At 64.2% G+C, this 16436-nt stretch carries 12 protein-coding genes and 1 riboswitch; of the genes, 3 read left to right on the top strand and 9 right to left on the bottom strand.

Annotated elements, in window-relative coordinates; translation table 11 throughout:
- Positions 1-36: 36 nt before the first annotated feature.
- The 6 genes from HBA99_RS21465 to HBA99_RS21440 all read right to left on the bottom strand — a co-directional run bounded on the left by HBA99_RS21465 (position 37) and on the right by HBA99_RS21440 (position 8801).
- Positions 37-1491: an NAD-dependent succinate-semialdehyde dehydrogenase gene (locus HBA99_RS21465; protein ID WP_070923087.1), complete on the bottom strand. Its 1455-nt coding sequence runs from the start codon at positions 1489-1491 to the stop codon at positions 37-39.
- Positions 1491-2846, bottom strand: a complete 1356-nt coding sequence (gene gabT / locus HBA99_RS21460; protein WP_070923086.1) for a 4-aminobutyrate--2-oxoglutarate transaminase — start codon at positions 2844-2846, stop codon at positions 1491-1493. Before gabT ends, HBA99_RS21465 begins: the two co-directional genes overlap by 1 nt.
- A 136-nt stretch (positions 2847-2982) precedes the next feature.
- Positions 2983-4524, bottom strand: coding sequence for an APC family permease (locus tag HBA99_RS21455; protein WP_070951989.1), 1542 nt, complete (start codon positions 4522-4524; stop codon positions 2983-2985).
- Positions 4517-5416, bottom strand: coding sequence for a universal stress protein (locus HBA99_RS21450; RefSeq protein WP_070951990.1), 900 nt, complete (start codon positions 5414-5416; stop codon positions 4517-4519). The genes HBA99_RS21455 and HBA99_RS21450 overlap by 8 nt, the downstream gene beginning before the upstream one ends.
- 2 nt (positions 5417-5418) lie before the next feature.
- Complete coding sequence (locus HBA99_RS21445; RefSeq protein WP_070951991.1) at positions 5419-7362, bottom strand: primary-amine oxidase; 1944 nt, start codon at positions 7360-7362, stop codon at positions 5419-5421.
- A gap of 2 nt (positions 7363-7364) precedes the next feature.
- Positions 7365-8801 carry a gamma-aminobutyraldehyde dehydrogenase gene (locus HBA99_RS21440; protein WP_030096284.1) on the bottom strand — a complete coding sequence of 479 codons (1437 nt, stop codon included), beginning with the start codon at positions 8799-8801 and terminating at the stop codon, positions 7365-7367.
- 158 nt (positions 8802-8959) lie between these two features.
- On the opposite strand from HBA99_RS21440, the gene HBA99_RS21435 reads away from it, so the two are divergent.
- Both HBA99_RS21435 and HBA99_RS21430 read left to right on the top strand, forming a co-directional pair.
- Complete coding sequence (locus HBA99_RS21435) at positions 8960-10477, top strand: PucR family transcriptional regulator (RefSeq protein ID WP_081347675.1); 1518 nt, start codon at positions 8960-8962, stop codon at positions 10475-10477.
- A 106-nt stretch (positions 10478-10583) separates the two neighbouring features.
- Positions 10584-11204, top strand: a complete 621-nt coding sequence (locus HBA99_RS21430) for a TetR/AcrR family transcriptional regulator (protein ID WP_070951993.1) — start codon at positions 10584-10586, stop codon at positions 11202-11204.
- Here HBA99_RS21430 and HBA99_RS21425 read toward each other — a convergent pair.
- The 3 genes from HBA99_RS21425 to thiC form a co-directional block, all read right to left on the bottom strand.
- Positions 11201-11845 carry an alpha/beta hydrolase family protein gene (locus HBA99_RS21425; protein ID WP_070923083.1) on the bottom strand — a complete coding sequence of 215 codons (645 nt, stop codon included), beginning with the start codon at positions 11843-11845 and terminating at the stop codon, positions 11201-11203. The two genes, HBA99_RS21430 and HBA99_RS21425, sit on opposite strands and share 4 nt — an antisense overlap.
- A complete protein-coding gene (gene thiD / locus HBA99_RS21420; protein WP_109493049.1) occupies positions 11842-12675 on the bottom strand; it encodes a bifunctional hydroxymethylpyrimidine kinase/phosphomethylpyrimidine kinase in 834 nt (277 codons plus the stop codon). Before thiD ends, HBA99_RS21425 begins: the two co-directional genes overlap by 4 nt.
- 2 nt (positions 12676-12677) lie before the next feature.
- Positions 12678-14309: a phosphomethylpyrimidine synthase ThiC gene (thiC, locus tag HBA99_RS21415; RefSeq protein WP_070950973.1), complete on the bottom strand. Its 1632-nt coding sequence runs from the start codon at positions 14307-14309 to the stop codon at positions 12678-12680.
- Positions 14300-14408: riboswitch (TPP riboswitch) on the bottom strand. It overlaps the preceding gene by 10 nt.
- 282 nt (positions 14409-14690) lie before the next feature.
- On the opposite strand from thiC, the gene HBA99_RS21410 reads away from it, so the two are divergent.
- Positions 14691-16427, top strand: coding sequence for an MFS transporter (locus HBA99_RS21410; protein WP_070948878.1), 1737 nt, complete (start codon positions 14691-14693; stop codon positions 16425-16427).
- Positions 16428-16436: the final 9 nt, after the last annotated feature.

The raw sequence follows: 16436 nt of genomic DNA, 5'->3' as shown, positions 1-16436 counted from the left end.
GCACCGGTGTGGGAAATTCCGGCTAGGTCGCGGTACTTAGGGCAGCGCTATGTATTTCGTTTCGAGGTATTCCTCGATACCCTCGCTGCCGGCTTCGCGGCCGATGCCCGATTCTTTGATCCCGCCGAACGGTGCGGCCACATCGGAGATCACACCACGGTTGACGCCGATCATCCCCGACTCGACAGACTCCGAAACACGCAGTGCGCGATCCAGATTGGTGGTGTACACGTACGCGGCGAGTCCGTATTCGGTGTCGTTGGCGGCGGCGACTCCCGCATCCTCGCCGTCGAACCCGGTGATCGCGGCCACCGGGCCGAACACCTCTTCGCGGAGAATTCTTGCGTTCGAGGGCACATCCGTGAGCACGGTCGGCGGATAGAAGTAGCCTTCGCCGTCGGCGATCGCGCCACCGGTGGTGATGACGGCGCCCTTGCTGACGGCGTCTTGCACCAACTCATCGACCGAGGCGCGCTGCTTGGCAGTGATGAGCGGGCCCACCTGGACGCCGCTTTGGTCACCGGGGCCAATGGTGAGGGCACCCATGCGGGCGGTGAGCTTCTCGGTGAATTCGGCGCGCACCGCGTTGTCGACGTGAAAGCGGTTGGCCGCGGTGCATGCCTCGCCGATGTTGCGCATCTTGGCCGCCATCGCGCCGTCGACTGCGGCGTCCACGTCGGCATCGTCGAACACCACGAACGGGGCGTTGCCACCCAGCTCCATCGACGAACGCAAAACTCTTGTGGCGCACTGTGACAGCAGTACTTTTCCGACGGCGGTAGAGCCGGTGAAGGTCAACTTGCGCAGTCTGGAGTCCTCGATCAGCGGGCCGGTCAGACCGGAGGCGCTGGTGGTGGGAAGGATCGACAGCACACCCGCGGGCAGTCCGGCATCGGCGAACACCTGGCCGAGTAGGAGCATGGTCAGCGGCGTCTCGGCGGCGGGCTTGACGATCATGGTGCATCCGGCGGCGAACGCCGGGCCTATCTTGCGGGTGCCCATGGCCAGCGGGAAGTTCCAGGGGGTGATCGCCAGCGCCGGACCGATGGGCTGCTTGGCCACCAGGATCCGGCCGGTGCCTGTCGGGGACGAGGTGTACCGGCCGTTGATGCGCACCGCCTCCTCGGAGAACCAGCGCAGGAACTCTCCGCCGTAGGCGACCTCGCCCTGGCTCTCCGCCAGCGGTTTACCCATTTCCAGGGTCATGGCCAGTGCGAAATCATCACGCCGCTCCATGACCAATTCCCAGGCGCGCCGCAGAATTTCGGCCCGTTCACGGGGCGCGGTCGCGGCCCAGGAGGGCTGCGCAGCCACGGCCTCATCGAGTGCGGTGGCACCGTCGGCCGTTGAGGCGTCGGCCACGGTAGTCAGCACTGCGCCGTTGGCCGGGTTGTGCACGGGGAACCGGGCGCCCGAGGACGATGGCACCTGCTTCCCGCCGATCCACAGATCGGTGGGAATGGCATCGATCAGGGCTGAGTGATCAGTCACTAGCGGCTCGCCTTCTCGCGGATGATGTCGGCGAGGACGGTGATGCCCTCGTCCAGTAGATCGTCCCCGATGACCAACGGGGGCAGCAAGCGGATGACGTTTCCGAAGGTTCCGCAGGTCAGGATCAGAACCCCTCGGGAGAGCGCCTCGGCGGCAATGGCTTTGGTGAGGGCCGCATCAGGCTCTCCGGGATTGCCGGTACCGGGTTTGACGATTTCGATGGCCAGCATGGCCCCGCGGCCGCGTATCTCGCCGATGACATCGACCTCCTCGGCAAGCGCGCTCAGCCGCGACACCACCGAGGTTTCGATGGCCCGGGCCCGGGCCGGCAGGTCGAGTTCACGCATGACGCCCAGTGCGGCGATGGCCGCCGCGCAGGTCACCGGGTTGCCGCCGTAGGTTCCGCCCAGGCCGCCGGTGTACACCGCATCCATGAGGTCGGCGCGGCCGGTGACGGCGGACAGCGGCATGCCTCCGGCGATGCCCTTGGCCATGGTGACGATGTCGGGAACGATCCCGTCGTGCTCGGAGGCGAACCAGGCGCCGGTGCGGGCGAATCCGGTCTGCACCTCGTCGGCGATGAAGACCACACCGTTGTCCCGCGCCCACGCGGTCAGCGTGGATAGGAATCCGGATGCGGGCACGATGAATCCGCCCTCACCCTGGACGGGCTCGATGATGATCGCGGCCAGCGATTGCGCACCAACCTGGGTTTCGATGCGGGAGATTGCTCGCCGTGCCGCTTCCTCGCCGGACAGACCCGGCTCGTCACGCAGCGGATAGGAGGCCGGCATCCGGTAGACCTCGGGCGCGAAGGGGCCGAACTGCGACTTGTAGGGCATCGACTTGGCGGTCAGCGCCATCGTCAGATTAGTGCGGCCGTGGTAGGCGTTGTCGAAGGCAACGACCGCCGGACGGCCGGTGGCCAGCCGCGCCACCTTGATCGCGTTCTCCACGGCTTCGGCGCCGGAGTTGAACAGTGCGGTGCGCTTCTCGTGATCGCCCGGAGTCAGGGCGTTGAGGAGCTCGGCGACCTGCACGTATCCCTCGTAGGGCGTCACCATGAAACAGGTGTGGGTGAATCGAGCGGCCTGGTCGGCGATGGCAGCGGCGACGGCAGGGTGGGAGGCGCCCACGGTGGTGACCGCGATACCCGCTCCGAGGTCGATGAAGGAGTTGCCGTCGGCGTCGACGATCACGCCACCGTCGGCATCAACGGCGTAGACCGGCGCGGTCGAGCCGACCCCGGCGGATACCGCCGCGCGACGGCGCTCGGCCAGGGCACTGGAACGCGGCCCGGGCAGGGGCGTCACGATGTTGCGCTTCTGTGCGAGGCGGTAGGCGATGTCGGTCATGGCACTTCCTGTCGTCGATCCGGCGATCTCAGTGTGTCGCCGTGGAGTGCATCTGGGAATGGACGATTTGTCCACCGATGGTTCTTGGATACGCCGTTCTGGCGTGAATGGCCACCTGCATCGATGACACGGCTGCCTACTCGACGAGCGGAGCGGTGTCGCGAGTGAGGGTGCGGCCCTGGAAGAAGTCCGGACTCTTGACGCGCATGATCAGCATGAGCACTGCCCCGAACGCCAGAATGCCGAAGCCCAGATAGAACACCAGGCCGATGCCGCCGATCGAGGCGCCGCTGCCCGTCTTCTCCGGATCCATGCTCTCGCGCACGGAAATGACGAACACCGCTGCCAGCATGAGCCCGCCCAGGAGCGGGAAGAGGAACTTGTACACCACGTTGTGGGCATTCTGGAAAAGCTCCGTACGGAAGTACCACACACAGGCGAAGGCGGTGATGCCGTAGTACCAGCAGATCATGATGCCAAGGGCCGCAATGGTATCCAGCAGGGTGCGGTCCGATAGCAGGCTGACGACGGTGTAGAACACGGCCGTCACCGCGCCGGCCACGATGGTGCTGAAGGTGGGTGTCAGGAACCGGGGGCTGACATCGGCGAACTTTTTCGGAAAGGCGCCGTAGGTGCCCATGGCCAGCATGGTGCGGGCGGCGGGCAGCGAGGTGGTCTGCAGGCTCGCCACCGCGGAGGCGAATATCGCGAGCAGCAACAGTGGGCCGAACCAGCTGCCCAGCACCGGGTTGGCAAGGGCGCCAAAGACGTTGTCCTTGTTCTCCTCATTCGCAAGACCCAGATCCGTGTCGCCCACGCCCGCGAACATCATCACCGCGACGGCCACCAGGAGGTAGGTGAGCAGGATCGACAGCACGCACAACAGTCCGGCACGGCCGGGCACCTTGGTCGGATCCTTACATTCCTCGCCGAGGGTCAGACAGGTGTCCCAACCCCAGAACGCGAAGATCGATCCAACGAGCCCAATGACAAAGGCGCTCAAGGTTAGTCCGGTCAGTGGATTGAACCAGTCCAGGTCGAAATCGAGATGTCCGGCCATGCTGGGTGCTTTGGCGATGGCGACGACCGCGAAGATCACCAGCACGATCATCTGGAACCCGACGAGAACATATTGAACCTTCTCGCTGGTGGTGATTCCGCGGCTGGAGATATAGGTGGCGATCGCCAGCAGCGCCACGGTCGAGATGATGTTGACGGCCTTGTTGTTGGCGAGTTCGCCGATTGTCTGATTGTGGGAGACGGCGCCGAGGAATTGGTACCCGTACTGCACCCCGATAGACGCCAGGTTGGACAACACGATGATGGTGGCGATCACCATTCCCCAGCCACACATCCAGCCGATGTAGGGGCCAAATGCCTTGGTGGACCAGGTAAACGAGGCGCCGCAGTCGGGTGCGCGGGAATTCAGTTCCCGGTAAGCGTATGCGGTCAGGAACATCGGGATGAAACCGGCGATGAGGATCGCCGGCATCTTCAGGCCGACAGCGGCAACGATCAGGCCGATACTGGCCGTAAGCGTGTATCCGGGCGCGACTGTGGAGATGCCGAGGACGGCGCCGGTGAAGGTTCCGATACGCCCGGCGGCGAGCCCTTTGGAGATGAGTCCCTCGGTCTGCTCGGCCTGTTCCAGCTCGGTGCGGGCAACACTTTCAGTCACGGTTGGCCTCTTCCTTGGGGATCACGACCATGGGCACCTGCAGCACCCGAAGCATCTTCGCGGCCGTCGATCCAAGGAAGAGTCGCCGTGGCTGCGCAAGACGGCTGGAACCCACCATGATGATGTCGCCTTCGTGCCAGTCGAGCTTGTTCACGGCGGCTTCGATAGTGGGTCCTTCGGCGACGATTGAGGTGACCGGGAAATCCGGTGGGAGAATCAGTTTGGCGGTCTCGAGGGATTGCCGGGCATGGATGGCAGCACGTTCACGTGCCGACTGGTCATCGTCACCGCCGGGAATCGGGTCGAATGACACCAGGGACACCAGCCGCAGCGGTGCTTTCGCACGCTGGCAGGCCTGCAACGCGGTGTCCAGCAGCACGTGTGCGCCGGGCCGGGTTCCCATGGCGCACGTGACTTCCCGAACGCGCAGGTTCTTCTGGTAGCGCGCACCACGCGGCGAGATCACCAAAGGTATGGGGGAGGAGTGCACGAGTTCGTTGACCACCGATCCCAGGGAGAGACTGCCGACCAGCCCGCCGCCAGAGCCACCGACCACGATGGCTTCGGCGCCCAGGGCCTCGCTTTGGGCGATGAGACCCTCGGCGATCGACTCGTAAAAGCTGATATGTGTCTCGACGGTGAGATCGTCGGGAATGGTGGCCTCGGCGTGCTTGAGCCAGTGAGTGGCGTTCTCGGACAAGATGTCCTGGCGCTCTTGCTGTGGAAGGGGTGCCAGGATGGGTCGGTCCAGTGGCAGCACCATGCACAGATCGAGATGCGCCCCCAGGGAGCGGGCGATCTGTGCGCCGACGGCGAGCGCGTCATCGCCGCCCGGAGTGGCCAGGTATGCAACGGCGATCCGTTTGGCACCTCTCGTGGCGGCATCGTTCACGGCTAGGCCTCCTCGTGTCCTGACGTGTGACAGCTCTTCGGCGGGGTGGGTGCGACATCAAGCGAGGGGTTACGGTCGAAGAATCCGACCGGCTTGAGCCAGAAGTTCACGGTGTCGACGGGCATGATCGGCCAGTCTTCAGGACGGGTGATGTGATGGATACCGAATACGTACCACAGCACCACATCAGTGTTTTCGATGGAGCGGTTGCTCTCAGTCCAGGCGGGCAGGCCGTGGTCTTCCTTGCTCTGGGTGACGAATTCTCCTGCGGGCCAGCGCTCGTCGGGTGAGTTTGGCGTCACCCAGAGGGTGTGCTCGATGGCGCGGCAACGTGCCAGCACCGGGGAAGACGGGTCGAACATCGCCGGGATTGCCGCACCGGGCACCAATTTGTACGCCGGTGCGGTGCCGATACCGTTGCGAGTGTTGTCGTTGACGACCTTCCAGGCACGCTGAGTCTGCCAGCAGAAGTCCTGTTTGCCTTCCGATTCGGTGCGCAACGGGGTGTTGCGCTGCCGCAGGGACAGCCCGTATGGATTGGCAGGGCTGACGGGCTCGATCTCGGTTTCGCTGGCGTAGACGGTGTTTTCGGTGCCGTCGATATCCAGGTCGAGTCTCGCGACAAGGAAGTGCTGGTGGTACGGCGCGTACGTCCGGTTGTCGACCAGGGTTCCATGCGGATGCGCCGCGCCCTCGGCGAAGTTGCTCACCACCATGATTCCCGTTGCGCGGACCTCACATTCGATGTTCCCGTCCTGATAGAACCGCCAGTACGTGAGGTATTCATAGTTGGCGACGGTGACGTGGAAGGACACCGTGAGCCGACGCATGCGGCGCACCTCGGCGCCATGGTCGTGATCGACGTGCTTCCACAGGACTGCGTTGTCCTCTTCGTGAATACAGATCGCGTTCTTGATCGTGTACGGCTCACCCTTGCTGTTATGCAGCACCGCATCGAGGTAGCGAATCTCACCGAGGCAATCGCACCCAAGTTCCAGCGAGGTGGTCATGAAGCCGATGCCCCACTCACCGATATCGAAAGCTGTTCTTCGGTAGTGATCCTCGCAGTGGTCCCGATACGGCACCATCATCTCGGCGAAGGACATGCGGTTGGCGACCGACCGCACCGTTCCGTTGTCGTTGTAGGTCACCGCATGCAGTGTCATGCCCTCGCGGTAGTTGAAGCCGACCCGCAAGGACCAGTTCTGCCACTGGAGTTTGTTTCCCTCGATGGTGAAGGAGGTGCCCTCGGGCTGAGTGATGTGCAGTGGCTGCAGCGACTCCCGGGTGCTCTGCTGACGCAGTCGTTCCGGTATGTGCCGGGGTACGTATTCGCCCATCATCTCGGGCCGCGGTACGGAGAAGGTGTCCTCGATCTCCAGCAGCTCCATACTGTTCATGTCGATGATGCAGTGGAATCCGTTGACGGGGCCGGCATAGGGATTGGCGCCCGCACTCGAACGCACCCAAGTATCCGACCATCCGAGGCGTCTGCCCTTGTACTTCTCGGGCATGACGGCATCGCCGTAGGTCCAGGTATCCATGAACACCAGGTCCATGTCGGTGATGCCGCGTTGTGCCAGTGCGGCGATGACCTCGGGGTGGCGGCGAAGAGCAGCGTCCGCCTCTTCCCATTCGTCGACCGTGAAGTTCGGTTGCACCCCGGGAATGTGCTCCCAGGACAGCACTTCGCCAGAGGTCAGCGAGACGACCGCCTTGTAGGTGGCGTTGCGTGAGGTGTCCAGGCAGGTGGCAAGTGCACGGCGATCAGGCCGGGGGCCGTTGTTGTCGAAGGCGGCGATATCGGCCTTCGAGGGCTCGGCGAGTTCGATGGAGGTGTATCGCCAGTGGCTTCCGACGTCGCATGTCTGCGCCAGAATCTTTGCGACCGTGGTGAATTCCTCCGCCGCGAGGGGATCAAGGGGGTGGAAGGTGTCGGTTGCCATTACTAGTGCGCGCTCATCACATGTTTGATCCGGGTGTAGTCCTCCACGCCGTAGGCCGAGAGGTCCTTGCCGTAGCCGGAGTACTTGAACCCGCCGTGAGGCATCTCGGCGACCAGCGGAATATGGCAATTGACCCACACGCAACCGAAATCTAATTCGCGCGTGAATTTTTCGGCGGTTTCGTGGTCCTTGGTCCACACACTGGAGGCCAGTGCGTAACGCACTCCGTTGGCCAGCCGGACGGCTTCGTCCGCGTCGTCAAACGATTGGACGGTCAAGATCGGCCCGAAGGTCTCTTCCTGGACGATTGAATCCTCCTGGCGCACACCGGTGACGATGGTGGGCTCGATGAAGAACCCCTTGTCGCCCCAACGTTTTCCGCCGGTTACAACCGTCGCATGTGCGGGCAGGTTGTCGAGTTTCTTGGTGACCGCGGTGAAGTGGTTGATGTTGTTCATGGGCCCGTAGAAGCTGTCGGCATCATCGGGCAGGCCCGGCCGCAGAGTCTGTGCCGCGGAGTTGAGGGCGCTGACGAACTCGTCATGGATCGACTGGTGCACGATCACCCGGGTGGCGGCCGTACAGTCCTGGCCGGCGTTGAAGAAGGCGGCCTGTGCGATACCGGTGGCCGCCTTGTCGATATCGACGTCGCCGAACACCACGACCGGGGCCTTGCCGCCGAGCTCGAGGTGACTGCGCTTGAGCTGTTCGGCTGCCGAGGCCGCGACGGCGATACCGGCCCGCACCGACCCCGTGATCGACACCAGGCCGATGGCGGGATGACTCACCAATTCGGAGCCGGTGGTCGCGGTACCCAACACAACGTTGAAGACGCCGTCGGGCAAGATCCCCTTCGTCAGCCGGGCCAGCACCAGTGTGCTCTCCGGGGTGGTGTCGCTGGGCTTGAGGACGATGGTGTTCCCGGCTGCCAGCGCGGGGCCGATCTTCCAGATGGCCATCATGAATGGGTAGTTCCACGGGGTCACCTGTCCGACAACCCCGATGGGCTCGCGCCGAACATAGGAGGTGAACCCCTCCATGTACTCGCCGGCAGATTTGCCTTCGACAAGTCGCGCAGCTCCCGCGAAGAACCGGAGCTGGTCGGCGCTCACCGTCACCTCTTCGGCAGCGATGACAGCCTTCGGCTGACCGGTGTTACGGCATTGGGCCTCGACGATCTCGTCGATATGCGCCTCGATCGCGTCGGCGAGTTTGAGCAGCGCCTGCTGCCGGACGCTGGGTGTGGTCTTGCCCCAGGTGGCGAAGGCACGTTCGGCGGCGCTCACCGCCGCGTTCACGTCGTCGGCATTGGACACGGGGGCGCGCCCCACCACCGACTCATCGACCGGGTTGATCAGGTCGATGGGCTCGGTAGATTTCAGGGATAAGGAATCGACGAACTGGCCGTCAATGTAGTTCTGCAGTATCGAGTCCGGCATGTGGCACGTCCATCCGTCGAGGGAATCCGTCTAAGCACGTCAAGAAAGCACGCAGACAACCAGTGTGCGGCAGGACACATCCCTGATCATCCGACAATTCGGGGAATCTTGGCGGTGTTTTTCACCATTCTGTACAGTCCCGTGAGGTGACTGTTCCGGTGCGTTGGGTGTTGGATCAGCCGGACCTGAAACTCACCTTGAAGGGCGGCGCCGCGGGTGTGGGGCGCGAGATCAATTTGGCGCTCACCACAGAACTCGCCGACCCCGCCCAATGGCTATCCGGTGGAGAGCTGGTGCTCACCACCGGTATCGGTCTGCCCACGACGGCGCCGGAACGGCTGGGCTATCTACGGGCGCTGGATGAAAATGGGGTAGCCGCACTGGGATTCGGTACCGGCCTGACATTTGACGAGGTGCCGGGGGAGTTGGTGGCTGCGGCCGACGAGCTGGGTATGCCGTTGTTGGAGGTGCCTCTGCGCACTCCCTTTGCCGCCGTGGTCAAGGCGGTGAGCACGCACATCGCCGAACTGGAGTATGACGCGGTGCTGCGCGCATCGCGGGCACAGCCCCGGATCACCCGCGCAATCGTCAACGGAGGTGTGCAGGCGGTCACGGCGGAGCTCGGGCGGTCGCTGCGTGCCAACGTCGTGGTGCTGGACTCGAGTGGCACGGTGATCGCCAGTCATCCACGCAATCTGGATGTCGCGACGATCAATCTGGTCCGCGGCGCATTGACCCCGGGTGTATCGGCCGTCGCGCAACAACTGGACCCGGAAGTTGCCGTTGCGCAACAGACGATCGGGGTGGGCGGTACGTCTTACGGAGTGCTGGCCGTTGTCAGTAAGACGCCCTTGACCTTCGTGGATCAGGTGCTGCTGGGGCACGCAAACTCCTTGCTGGCCTTGGATTTCGATAAGCCGTCGCGGCTGCAGGACGCGCAGCGGCAGTTGAATGGGCAGGCGCTGGGGCTGCTGCTCGGCGATGAACGGAACCTGGAACCGGTATGGGCGCAACTGGCGCAGGCCGCCGATGGGCGCGGGCGGATCCGGGCGCTGGTGGTGGATGCCGAATCACAGGCGGCGCTGCGGCGGGTGCAGTCTGCGGTCACCCGTGCCATGGAGTCTGCGGGCTACCCGGTCTTTGCGCACGCCGCCGAGTCCCGCCTCATCGTCGTAGTGCCGGGATCGGAGACCGCCGAATTCGCCCGGAAATTGTTCACCGACGTGGATGGACGCACGCGCAAGGGGCTGCGAGCTGGGTTGAGCGGAGCGCACGCGGTGGGGCGGTTGGGTGATGCGGTACAGAACGCGAAGCTCGCCGCATCGGTGGCCGAGCGCGGTGGCACACCGCTGGAGTTCACCTCGCTTGCCGGCAGCGCGCTGCTGTCCTTCGGCGCGAGTCGTGAGGTGCTGATCGCCGTTGCCAATGCGACGTTGGCGCCCATCGTCGAGCACGACGCCAATCACGGCACCGACCTGATGGTGTCCCTGCGGGCCTATCTGGAGGCGAACGGCCATTGGGAATCGGCGGCCACTGCGGTCGGTGTACACCGCCATACGCTGCGCAAACGTATCGAGACGGTACAGGCGCTGCTGGTCTGTGACCTCGACATCGCACGGGTACGCGCGGAGCTGCTGCTGGCGATGCTGGCGGGAACGCCGAAAACCGGGATCTGAATCAGGACCGCGAAATCGTAGTGCGCGGGCCTGCGGTAGTGCTACCTTATTTAGAACAGGTTCCAGTTTCGGGGTTATTTATGCAGGTGAAAAGATCGTGAGCGCCATGGTTGAAGCGTCACCGGTGCGGCCAGCCGCCATGCCGTCGACCCGGCGCCAACATGAGCAGTACAAGCGCATGCTCGACGCGGCCGAAGAACTCGCCATGACGCGCGAGCTCGACCACGTCCAGATGCACGACGTCGCCAAGCACGCCAACGTTGCCATCGGCACGTTGTATCGCTACTTCCCGACGAAGCGGCATCTGTTCGTGTCGGCTCTCGTCCGGGAATCGGAACGGCTAGTGGGCCGCATTCCCGTCTCTCCGGACGGGAAGGAAACGGCGGCCGACCGGGTGGGCGAAGCGCTGGTACGGGCGCTGCGCGGCCTGACACGGCGCCGCATGCTGGCGATCGCGATGATCCGGTCCTCCAACTCGGCGTCGCTGGCCGAGGTGCCGGACCTGATGCAGGTCGAGAAGCGATTCCACGAGCTGATTTCCGAGGTGGCCGGTCTTTCCGATCCGTCCGAAGAGGATGAGGCCGTGATCAGGCTGCTGGTGCACCAGTGGTTCGGCTGCATTCAGGTGTGCCTCAACGGTGGTCTCACCGTGGCGCAGGCCGAGGCCGACCTGCGGCGAGCGGCGCAGTTGCTGACGTGCGACTGGCGCACGGTCGGCGAGGGTTAGGCTCCGTCGGTTCGTTTCAGAACCGTTAGCGCGGCGTCGATGGCCAGGGCCGGGACGTCGATTGTCTTGGACCCCAAGTCGTGACGTGCGCCGGTGATCTCCACGATCGTCGCTCCGCCCGGTATCAGGACCGACGCCGCCTTGATTTCGGCGATGGTGCCGAACGCATCCGAGCTGCCATGGGTGAACACCGTCGGAACCGCGATGCCAGCCAGATGTTCGGTGCGAAGCCGATCGGGCTTACCGGGCGGATGCAGCGGGTAGGAGAACAACGTCAGGACGTCGATGATCGGGCCCTTTTCCGATATGAGCATCGAGGTCTGGCGTCCGCCATACGAATGACCGCCGGCCAGGAGCGGGCCGTCCACCATGGCACGAGCCTTCTCGATCACCTCGGCGATACCAGCGCGGTCCTTGTCGGCCGATGAGGCCGAGGGCGGACCGCTGGGCCGGTTGCGCCGGAAGGGCATATCGAAACGTAGTGCCAGCCAGCCGCGTTCGGCCCACGCCGTGCACAACAAGCGCAGCATGGGGGAGTGGCAGCTACCGCCGGCGCCGTGGGTCAGCACCACGGCGCCATGCGGCTGCCCGTCGGGGTGATGCGCAATTCCGGCGATATCCGGAAGTTCCTCGGTGCTCACACGTTGAGTCTAAAGAGGGCCGATACCGGGCCGTGGCCTCGGCCAAGTGGATACGCGGCTCGCAGGCACTCGGTGATCCACCGTTTCCCGAATGCCACTGCCTCGACCACGGAAAAACCATGGGCCAGTGCGCAACTGATAGATGCGGCGAGGGTGTCCCCGGCGCCGTGATCATGGCCGGTGTCCACCCGCTCGACGGGGAAGTAGTGAAATTCGGTCCCGTCGAAAAGCAGGTCGGTGCTGGTATCGCTGGATCGAAGGTGCCCACCCTTCACCAGCGCCCATTGGGGCCCGAGGGCATGTAGTTTTCGCGCCGCTTCCCTTTGCGATTCCTCGTCGACTACATCGACGTCCACGAGCAGGCGTACCTCGTCCAGATTGGGAGTGACGAGTGTTGCCAACGGAAATAACTGTGTGCGTAGGGCATCCAGTGCACTGGGGTGCAGCAGCGGATCGCCGTGCATGGACGCGCACACCGGATCGACGACCAGGGGCACGCCAGGCGCCAGGTGCGACCATGCCTGCGCGATGGCCTCGATGATCGGCGCGGAGGCCAACATCCCGGTCTTGGCCGCCTGGATGCCGATATCGGTGATGACCGCGTCCATCTGCGCGGCCACTACCTGTGGCGGAATCTCGTGAAAGTCCCTGACACCCAACGAGTTCTGCACGGTCACCGCGGTGACCGCCACGCATCCGTGCACGCCGAGCAGTGCCATGGTGCGCATATCGGCTTGGATACCTGCCCCGCCCCCGGAGTCGGACCCGGCGATGGTCATCGCACGCACCGGGGTGACTCCTGGCTCCGGGAGGGGCAGGAAGGTGTTCATGCTCACGCGATCGGCAGATAGACCCGGTTGCCGTGTTCGGCGAACTCCGCCGACTTCTCCTCCATGCCGCGTGCCAGCATCGCGTCGATGTCCTCCTGGGTCTCCAGACCGTTCTGGGCCGCGAACTCCCGGATATCGGCGGTGATGCGCATCGAGCAGAACTTCGGGCCGCACATGGAGCAGAAGTGCGCGGTCTTGGCCGGCTCGGCGGGCAGCGTCTCGTCGTGGAATTCGCGGGCGGTGTCCGGATCGAGTGACAGATTGAACTGGTCATCCCAGCGGAACTCGAAGCGCGCCTTGGACAATGCATTATCGCGCAGCTGGGCGCGCGGATGCCCCTTGGCCAGGTCGGCGGCGTGCGCGGCAATCTTGTAGGCGATCACGCCGTCCTTGACGTCCTTGCGGTCAGGCAGCCCCAGATGCTCCTTGGGGGTGACGTAGCACAGCATTGCCGTACCGGCCTGGGCGATGATCGCGGCGCCGATGGCCGAGGTGATGTGGTCGTAGGCCGGGGCGATATCAGTGGCCAGCGGACCCAGCGTGTAGAACGGAGCCTCCTCGCAGAGCTCCTCCTCAAGCTTCACGTTCTCGACGATCTTGTGCATCGGAACGTGGCCGGGGCCTTCGATCATCACCTGCACACCATGGGATTTGGCGATTTTTGTCAGCTCGCCGAGGGTACGCAGCTCGGCGAACTGCGCCTCGTCGTTGGCGTCGGCAATGGAGCCCGGGCGCAGGCCGTCGCCGAGCGAGAAGGTCACGTCGTAGCGCGCCAGGATCTCGCACAGCTCCTCGAAATGGGTGTAGAGGAACGATTCCCGGTGATGTGCCAGGCACCAGGCGGCCATGATCGAGCCGCCGCGCGAGACGATGCCGGTGACACGCTTGGCGGTTAGTGGCACGTAGCGCAGCAGCACTCCGGCATGCACGGTCATGTAGTCCACGCCCTGCTCGGCCTGCTCGATCACGGTGTCGCGGTACAGCTCCCAGGTGAGGGCTGCCGGGTCGCCGTTCGTCTTCTCCAGCGCCTGGTAGATCGGCACCGTGCCCACGGGGACGGGCGAGTTGCGCAGGATCCATTCGCGGGTCTGATGGATGTCCTTACCGGTGGACAGGTCCATGATGTTGTCGGCGCCCCAGCGGATGGCCCAGACCATCTTCTCGACTTCCTCGGCGATAGAGGAGGTGACGGCCGAGTTGCCGATGTTGGCATTGATCTTGACGCCGAAGGCCTTGCCGATGATCATCGGCTCGCTCTCGGGATGCTTGTGGTTGGCCGGGATCACCGCGCGGCCCATCGCGACCTCGCTGCGCACCAGCTCGGCGGGGACACCCTCGCGGACGGCGATGAACTCCATCTCGGCGGTGATCTCACCGGCGCGGGCACGCTGTAGTTGCGTGCCGCGATCGGTCACGATCCCGGCGCGCGGCGGCAGACCCTTCTGCAGATCGATGACGGCATCGGTGTCGGTGTACGGACCGGAGGTGTCATAGAGGTCCAGATGCTCACCGTTGGTCAGGTTGACGCGGCGCTGCGGCACCCGCAGGCCGCTATCGAGCTCTTGGTAGATCTTCTCGCTGCCCTGGATGGGGCCCGTGGTGACGGTCTCGGGGGTACGTGATTGGTCAGGCATTTCTTCCTCCCTACGCCGGCATTACCCGGTCAGGTTCATACGGTCGACGGCCCTAGCCGTCCTCTCAGCGCACTGGTGTGCGCTCCCGTGTCTTTTTGTGTTGGGGCTGTTCGTTGACGAACACTGGCCACGCTACTCGGTGAGCCACGGATTTCTCCGTCGAGTGCGAGCCTCACCCGGATTTTCGGCCAGATTTACGCGTCAGGCTCGCACTCGAACCGGATGAGGCATGCGCCCGAAGCCCGATCTGACAGATGAGGGCTCGAAAGTTTTGGGAATATAGTTTCCCTTGCTAAAGTTGTGCACCGTGGTGTCCACAGACGGCCGGGCTGGGATGCTCCGCTGGCCGCGTCGGGGGAGAAGCGCGCAACAAGGGTGACGATGACTGAATTGATGACACGGACCGACGAGACAGCTGCGGATATCGCAACCGCCCGACGTCGTGTGCGGGTGGATCGCGACCATCCGCACTACAAGTGGGTGGCGCTGTCCAACACCACGCTGGGTGTGCTGCTGGCGACCATCAACTCGTCGATTGTCCTGATCTCACTTCCGGCCATTTTCCGCGGCATCGGTCTGAACCCGCTCGCTGCCGGGAACGTGAGCTATCTGCTCTGGATGCTCATGGGTTATCTGCTGGCCTCCGCGGTGCTCGTTGTGTTGTTCGGTCGCCTCGGCGACATGTACGGGCGAGTCCGGATATACAACATGGGCTTCGTCGTCTTCACCGTTGCGGCGGTAGTGCTCTCGTTCGATCCCTTCCACTACGGCGGCGGTGCGGTCTGGCTCATCGCCTGGCGCGTGGTGCAAGGGGTGGGTGGGGCCATGCTGATGGCCAACTCGTCGGCGATCCTGACCGATGCCTTCCCCTCCACACAGCGCGGTCTGGCGCTGGGCATCAACCAGGTGGCCGCGGTGGCCGGGTCCTTCCTGGGGCTGTTGATCGGAGGCGTGCTCTCCGAATGGGATTGGCGCGCCATCTTCTGGGTGGGTGTGCCGCTGGGCCTGCTGGGCACAGTGTGGTCGTACCGGTCGCTCGTCGAGATCGACCAGCCCACGCCGGGAAAGCTGGACTGGGCCGGAACCGTGACCGTCGCGCTGGGGCTGACTGTGCTGCTCACCGGCATCACGTATGGCATTCAGCCGTACGGCAATTCAAATACCGGATGGGGCAACCCGCTGGTCTACGGATCGTTGATCGCCGGTGTCGCTCTGCTGGTGCTGTTCTGTGTGATCGAGTCTCGGGTGGCCGACCCGATGCTGGATATGCGCTTATTCAAGAACCGTGCGTTCGGCCTGGGGAACCTGGCCAATCTACTGGCGTCGGTGGGTCGTGGCGGTCTGCAGTTCATGCTCATCATCTGGCTGCAGGGCATCTGGTTGCCATTGCGCGGATATAGCTATGAATCGACCCCGCTGTGGGCGGGAATCTTCCTGCTGCCCATGACACTTGGCTTCCTGTTGGCCGGCCCGGTGGCCGGTGTGCTCTCGGACCGCTATGGCGCCCGGCCGTTCGCCACCGGCGGCATGGTGCTGTCGGCGGTGACGTTCCTGGCGCTCATCGCCATTCCGGTGAACTTCAATTACTGGGCCTTCGCGGCGCTCATCTTTCTCAACGGGTTGGGATCGGCCATCTTCACCGCACCCAACACCGCGGCCATCATGTCGAGCGTGCCCGCCCATCAGCGCGGCGCCGCCTCGGGGGTGCGTGGCACCTTCTTCAACGCGGGCAACTCCCTATCGATTGGAATCTTCTTCTCGCTCATGATCGTCGGGCTTTCCGCCACGATGCCGGGGGCGATGCAGTCGGGTCTGACCGCCCAGGGCGTGCCCGCCGCCACTGCCGCTGAAGTGGCCGGTACACCACCAGTGGGCAGCCTGTTCGCGGCATTCCTCGGCTACAACCCCATCAGTGAATTGCTCGCTCCTTCAGGTGTTCTGGAGCAGCCGGGGGTCAACGCGGCCGAGCTGACGGGGCAGTCGTTCTTCCCGAATCTCATCACCGAGCCCTTCCATGCCGGTCTGGTGGTGGTGTTCGTCGCCGCCGCGCTGATGATGGCCATCGCGGCTCTGGCCTCGCTGGGTGCCGGTGGCAAGTACGCCCACGCGGAGGACTGAGCTAGCTAC

This window comes from Mycobacteroides chelonae, from assembly GCF_016767715.1.
GTDB classification, from domain to species: domain Bacteria; phylum Actinomycetota; class Actinomycetes; order Mycobacteriales; family Mycobacteriaceae; genus Mycobacterium; species Mycobacterium gwanakae.
The sequence above is the reverse complement of the archived record's forward strand: the minus strand, read 5'-3'. Positions and strand labels throughout refer to the sequence as shown.

What these genes read in the sequence shown, in the direction of transcription:
- gabT (WP_070923086.1), bottom strand. Translation starts at nt 2,846, where the DNA reads ATGACCGACATCGCCTACCGCCTCGCACAGAAGCGCAACATCGTGACG.
- HBA99_RS21445 (WP_070951991.1), bottom strand. Translation starts at nt 7,362, where the DNA reads ATGGCAACCGACACCTTCCACCCCCTTGATCCCCTCGCGGCGGAGGAA.
- HBA99_RS21440 (WP_030096284.1), bottom strand. Translation starts at nt 8,801, where the DNA reads ATGCCGGACTCGATACTGCAGAACTACATTGACGGCCAGTTCGTCGAT.
- HBA99_RS21430 (WP_070951993.1), top strand. Translation starts at nt 10,584, where the DNA reads ATGGTTGAAGCGTCACCGGTGCGGCCAGCCGCCATGCCGTCGACCCGG.
- thiD (WP_109493049.1), bottom strand. Translation starts at nt 12,675, where the DNA reads ATGAACACCTTCCTGCCCCTCCCGGAGCCAGGAGTCACCCCGGTGCGT.
- thiC (WP_070950973.1), bottom strand. Translation starts at nt 14,309, where the DNA reads ATGCCTGACCAATCACGTACCCCCGAGACCGTCACCACGGGCCCCATC.
- HBA99_RS21410 (WP_070948878.1), top strand. Translation starts at nt 14,691, where the DNA reads ATGACTGAATTGATGACACGGACCGACGAGACAGCTGCGGATATCGCA.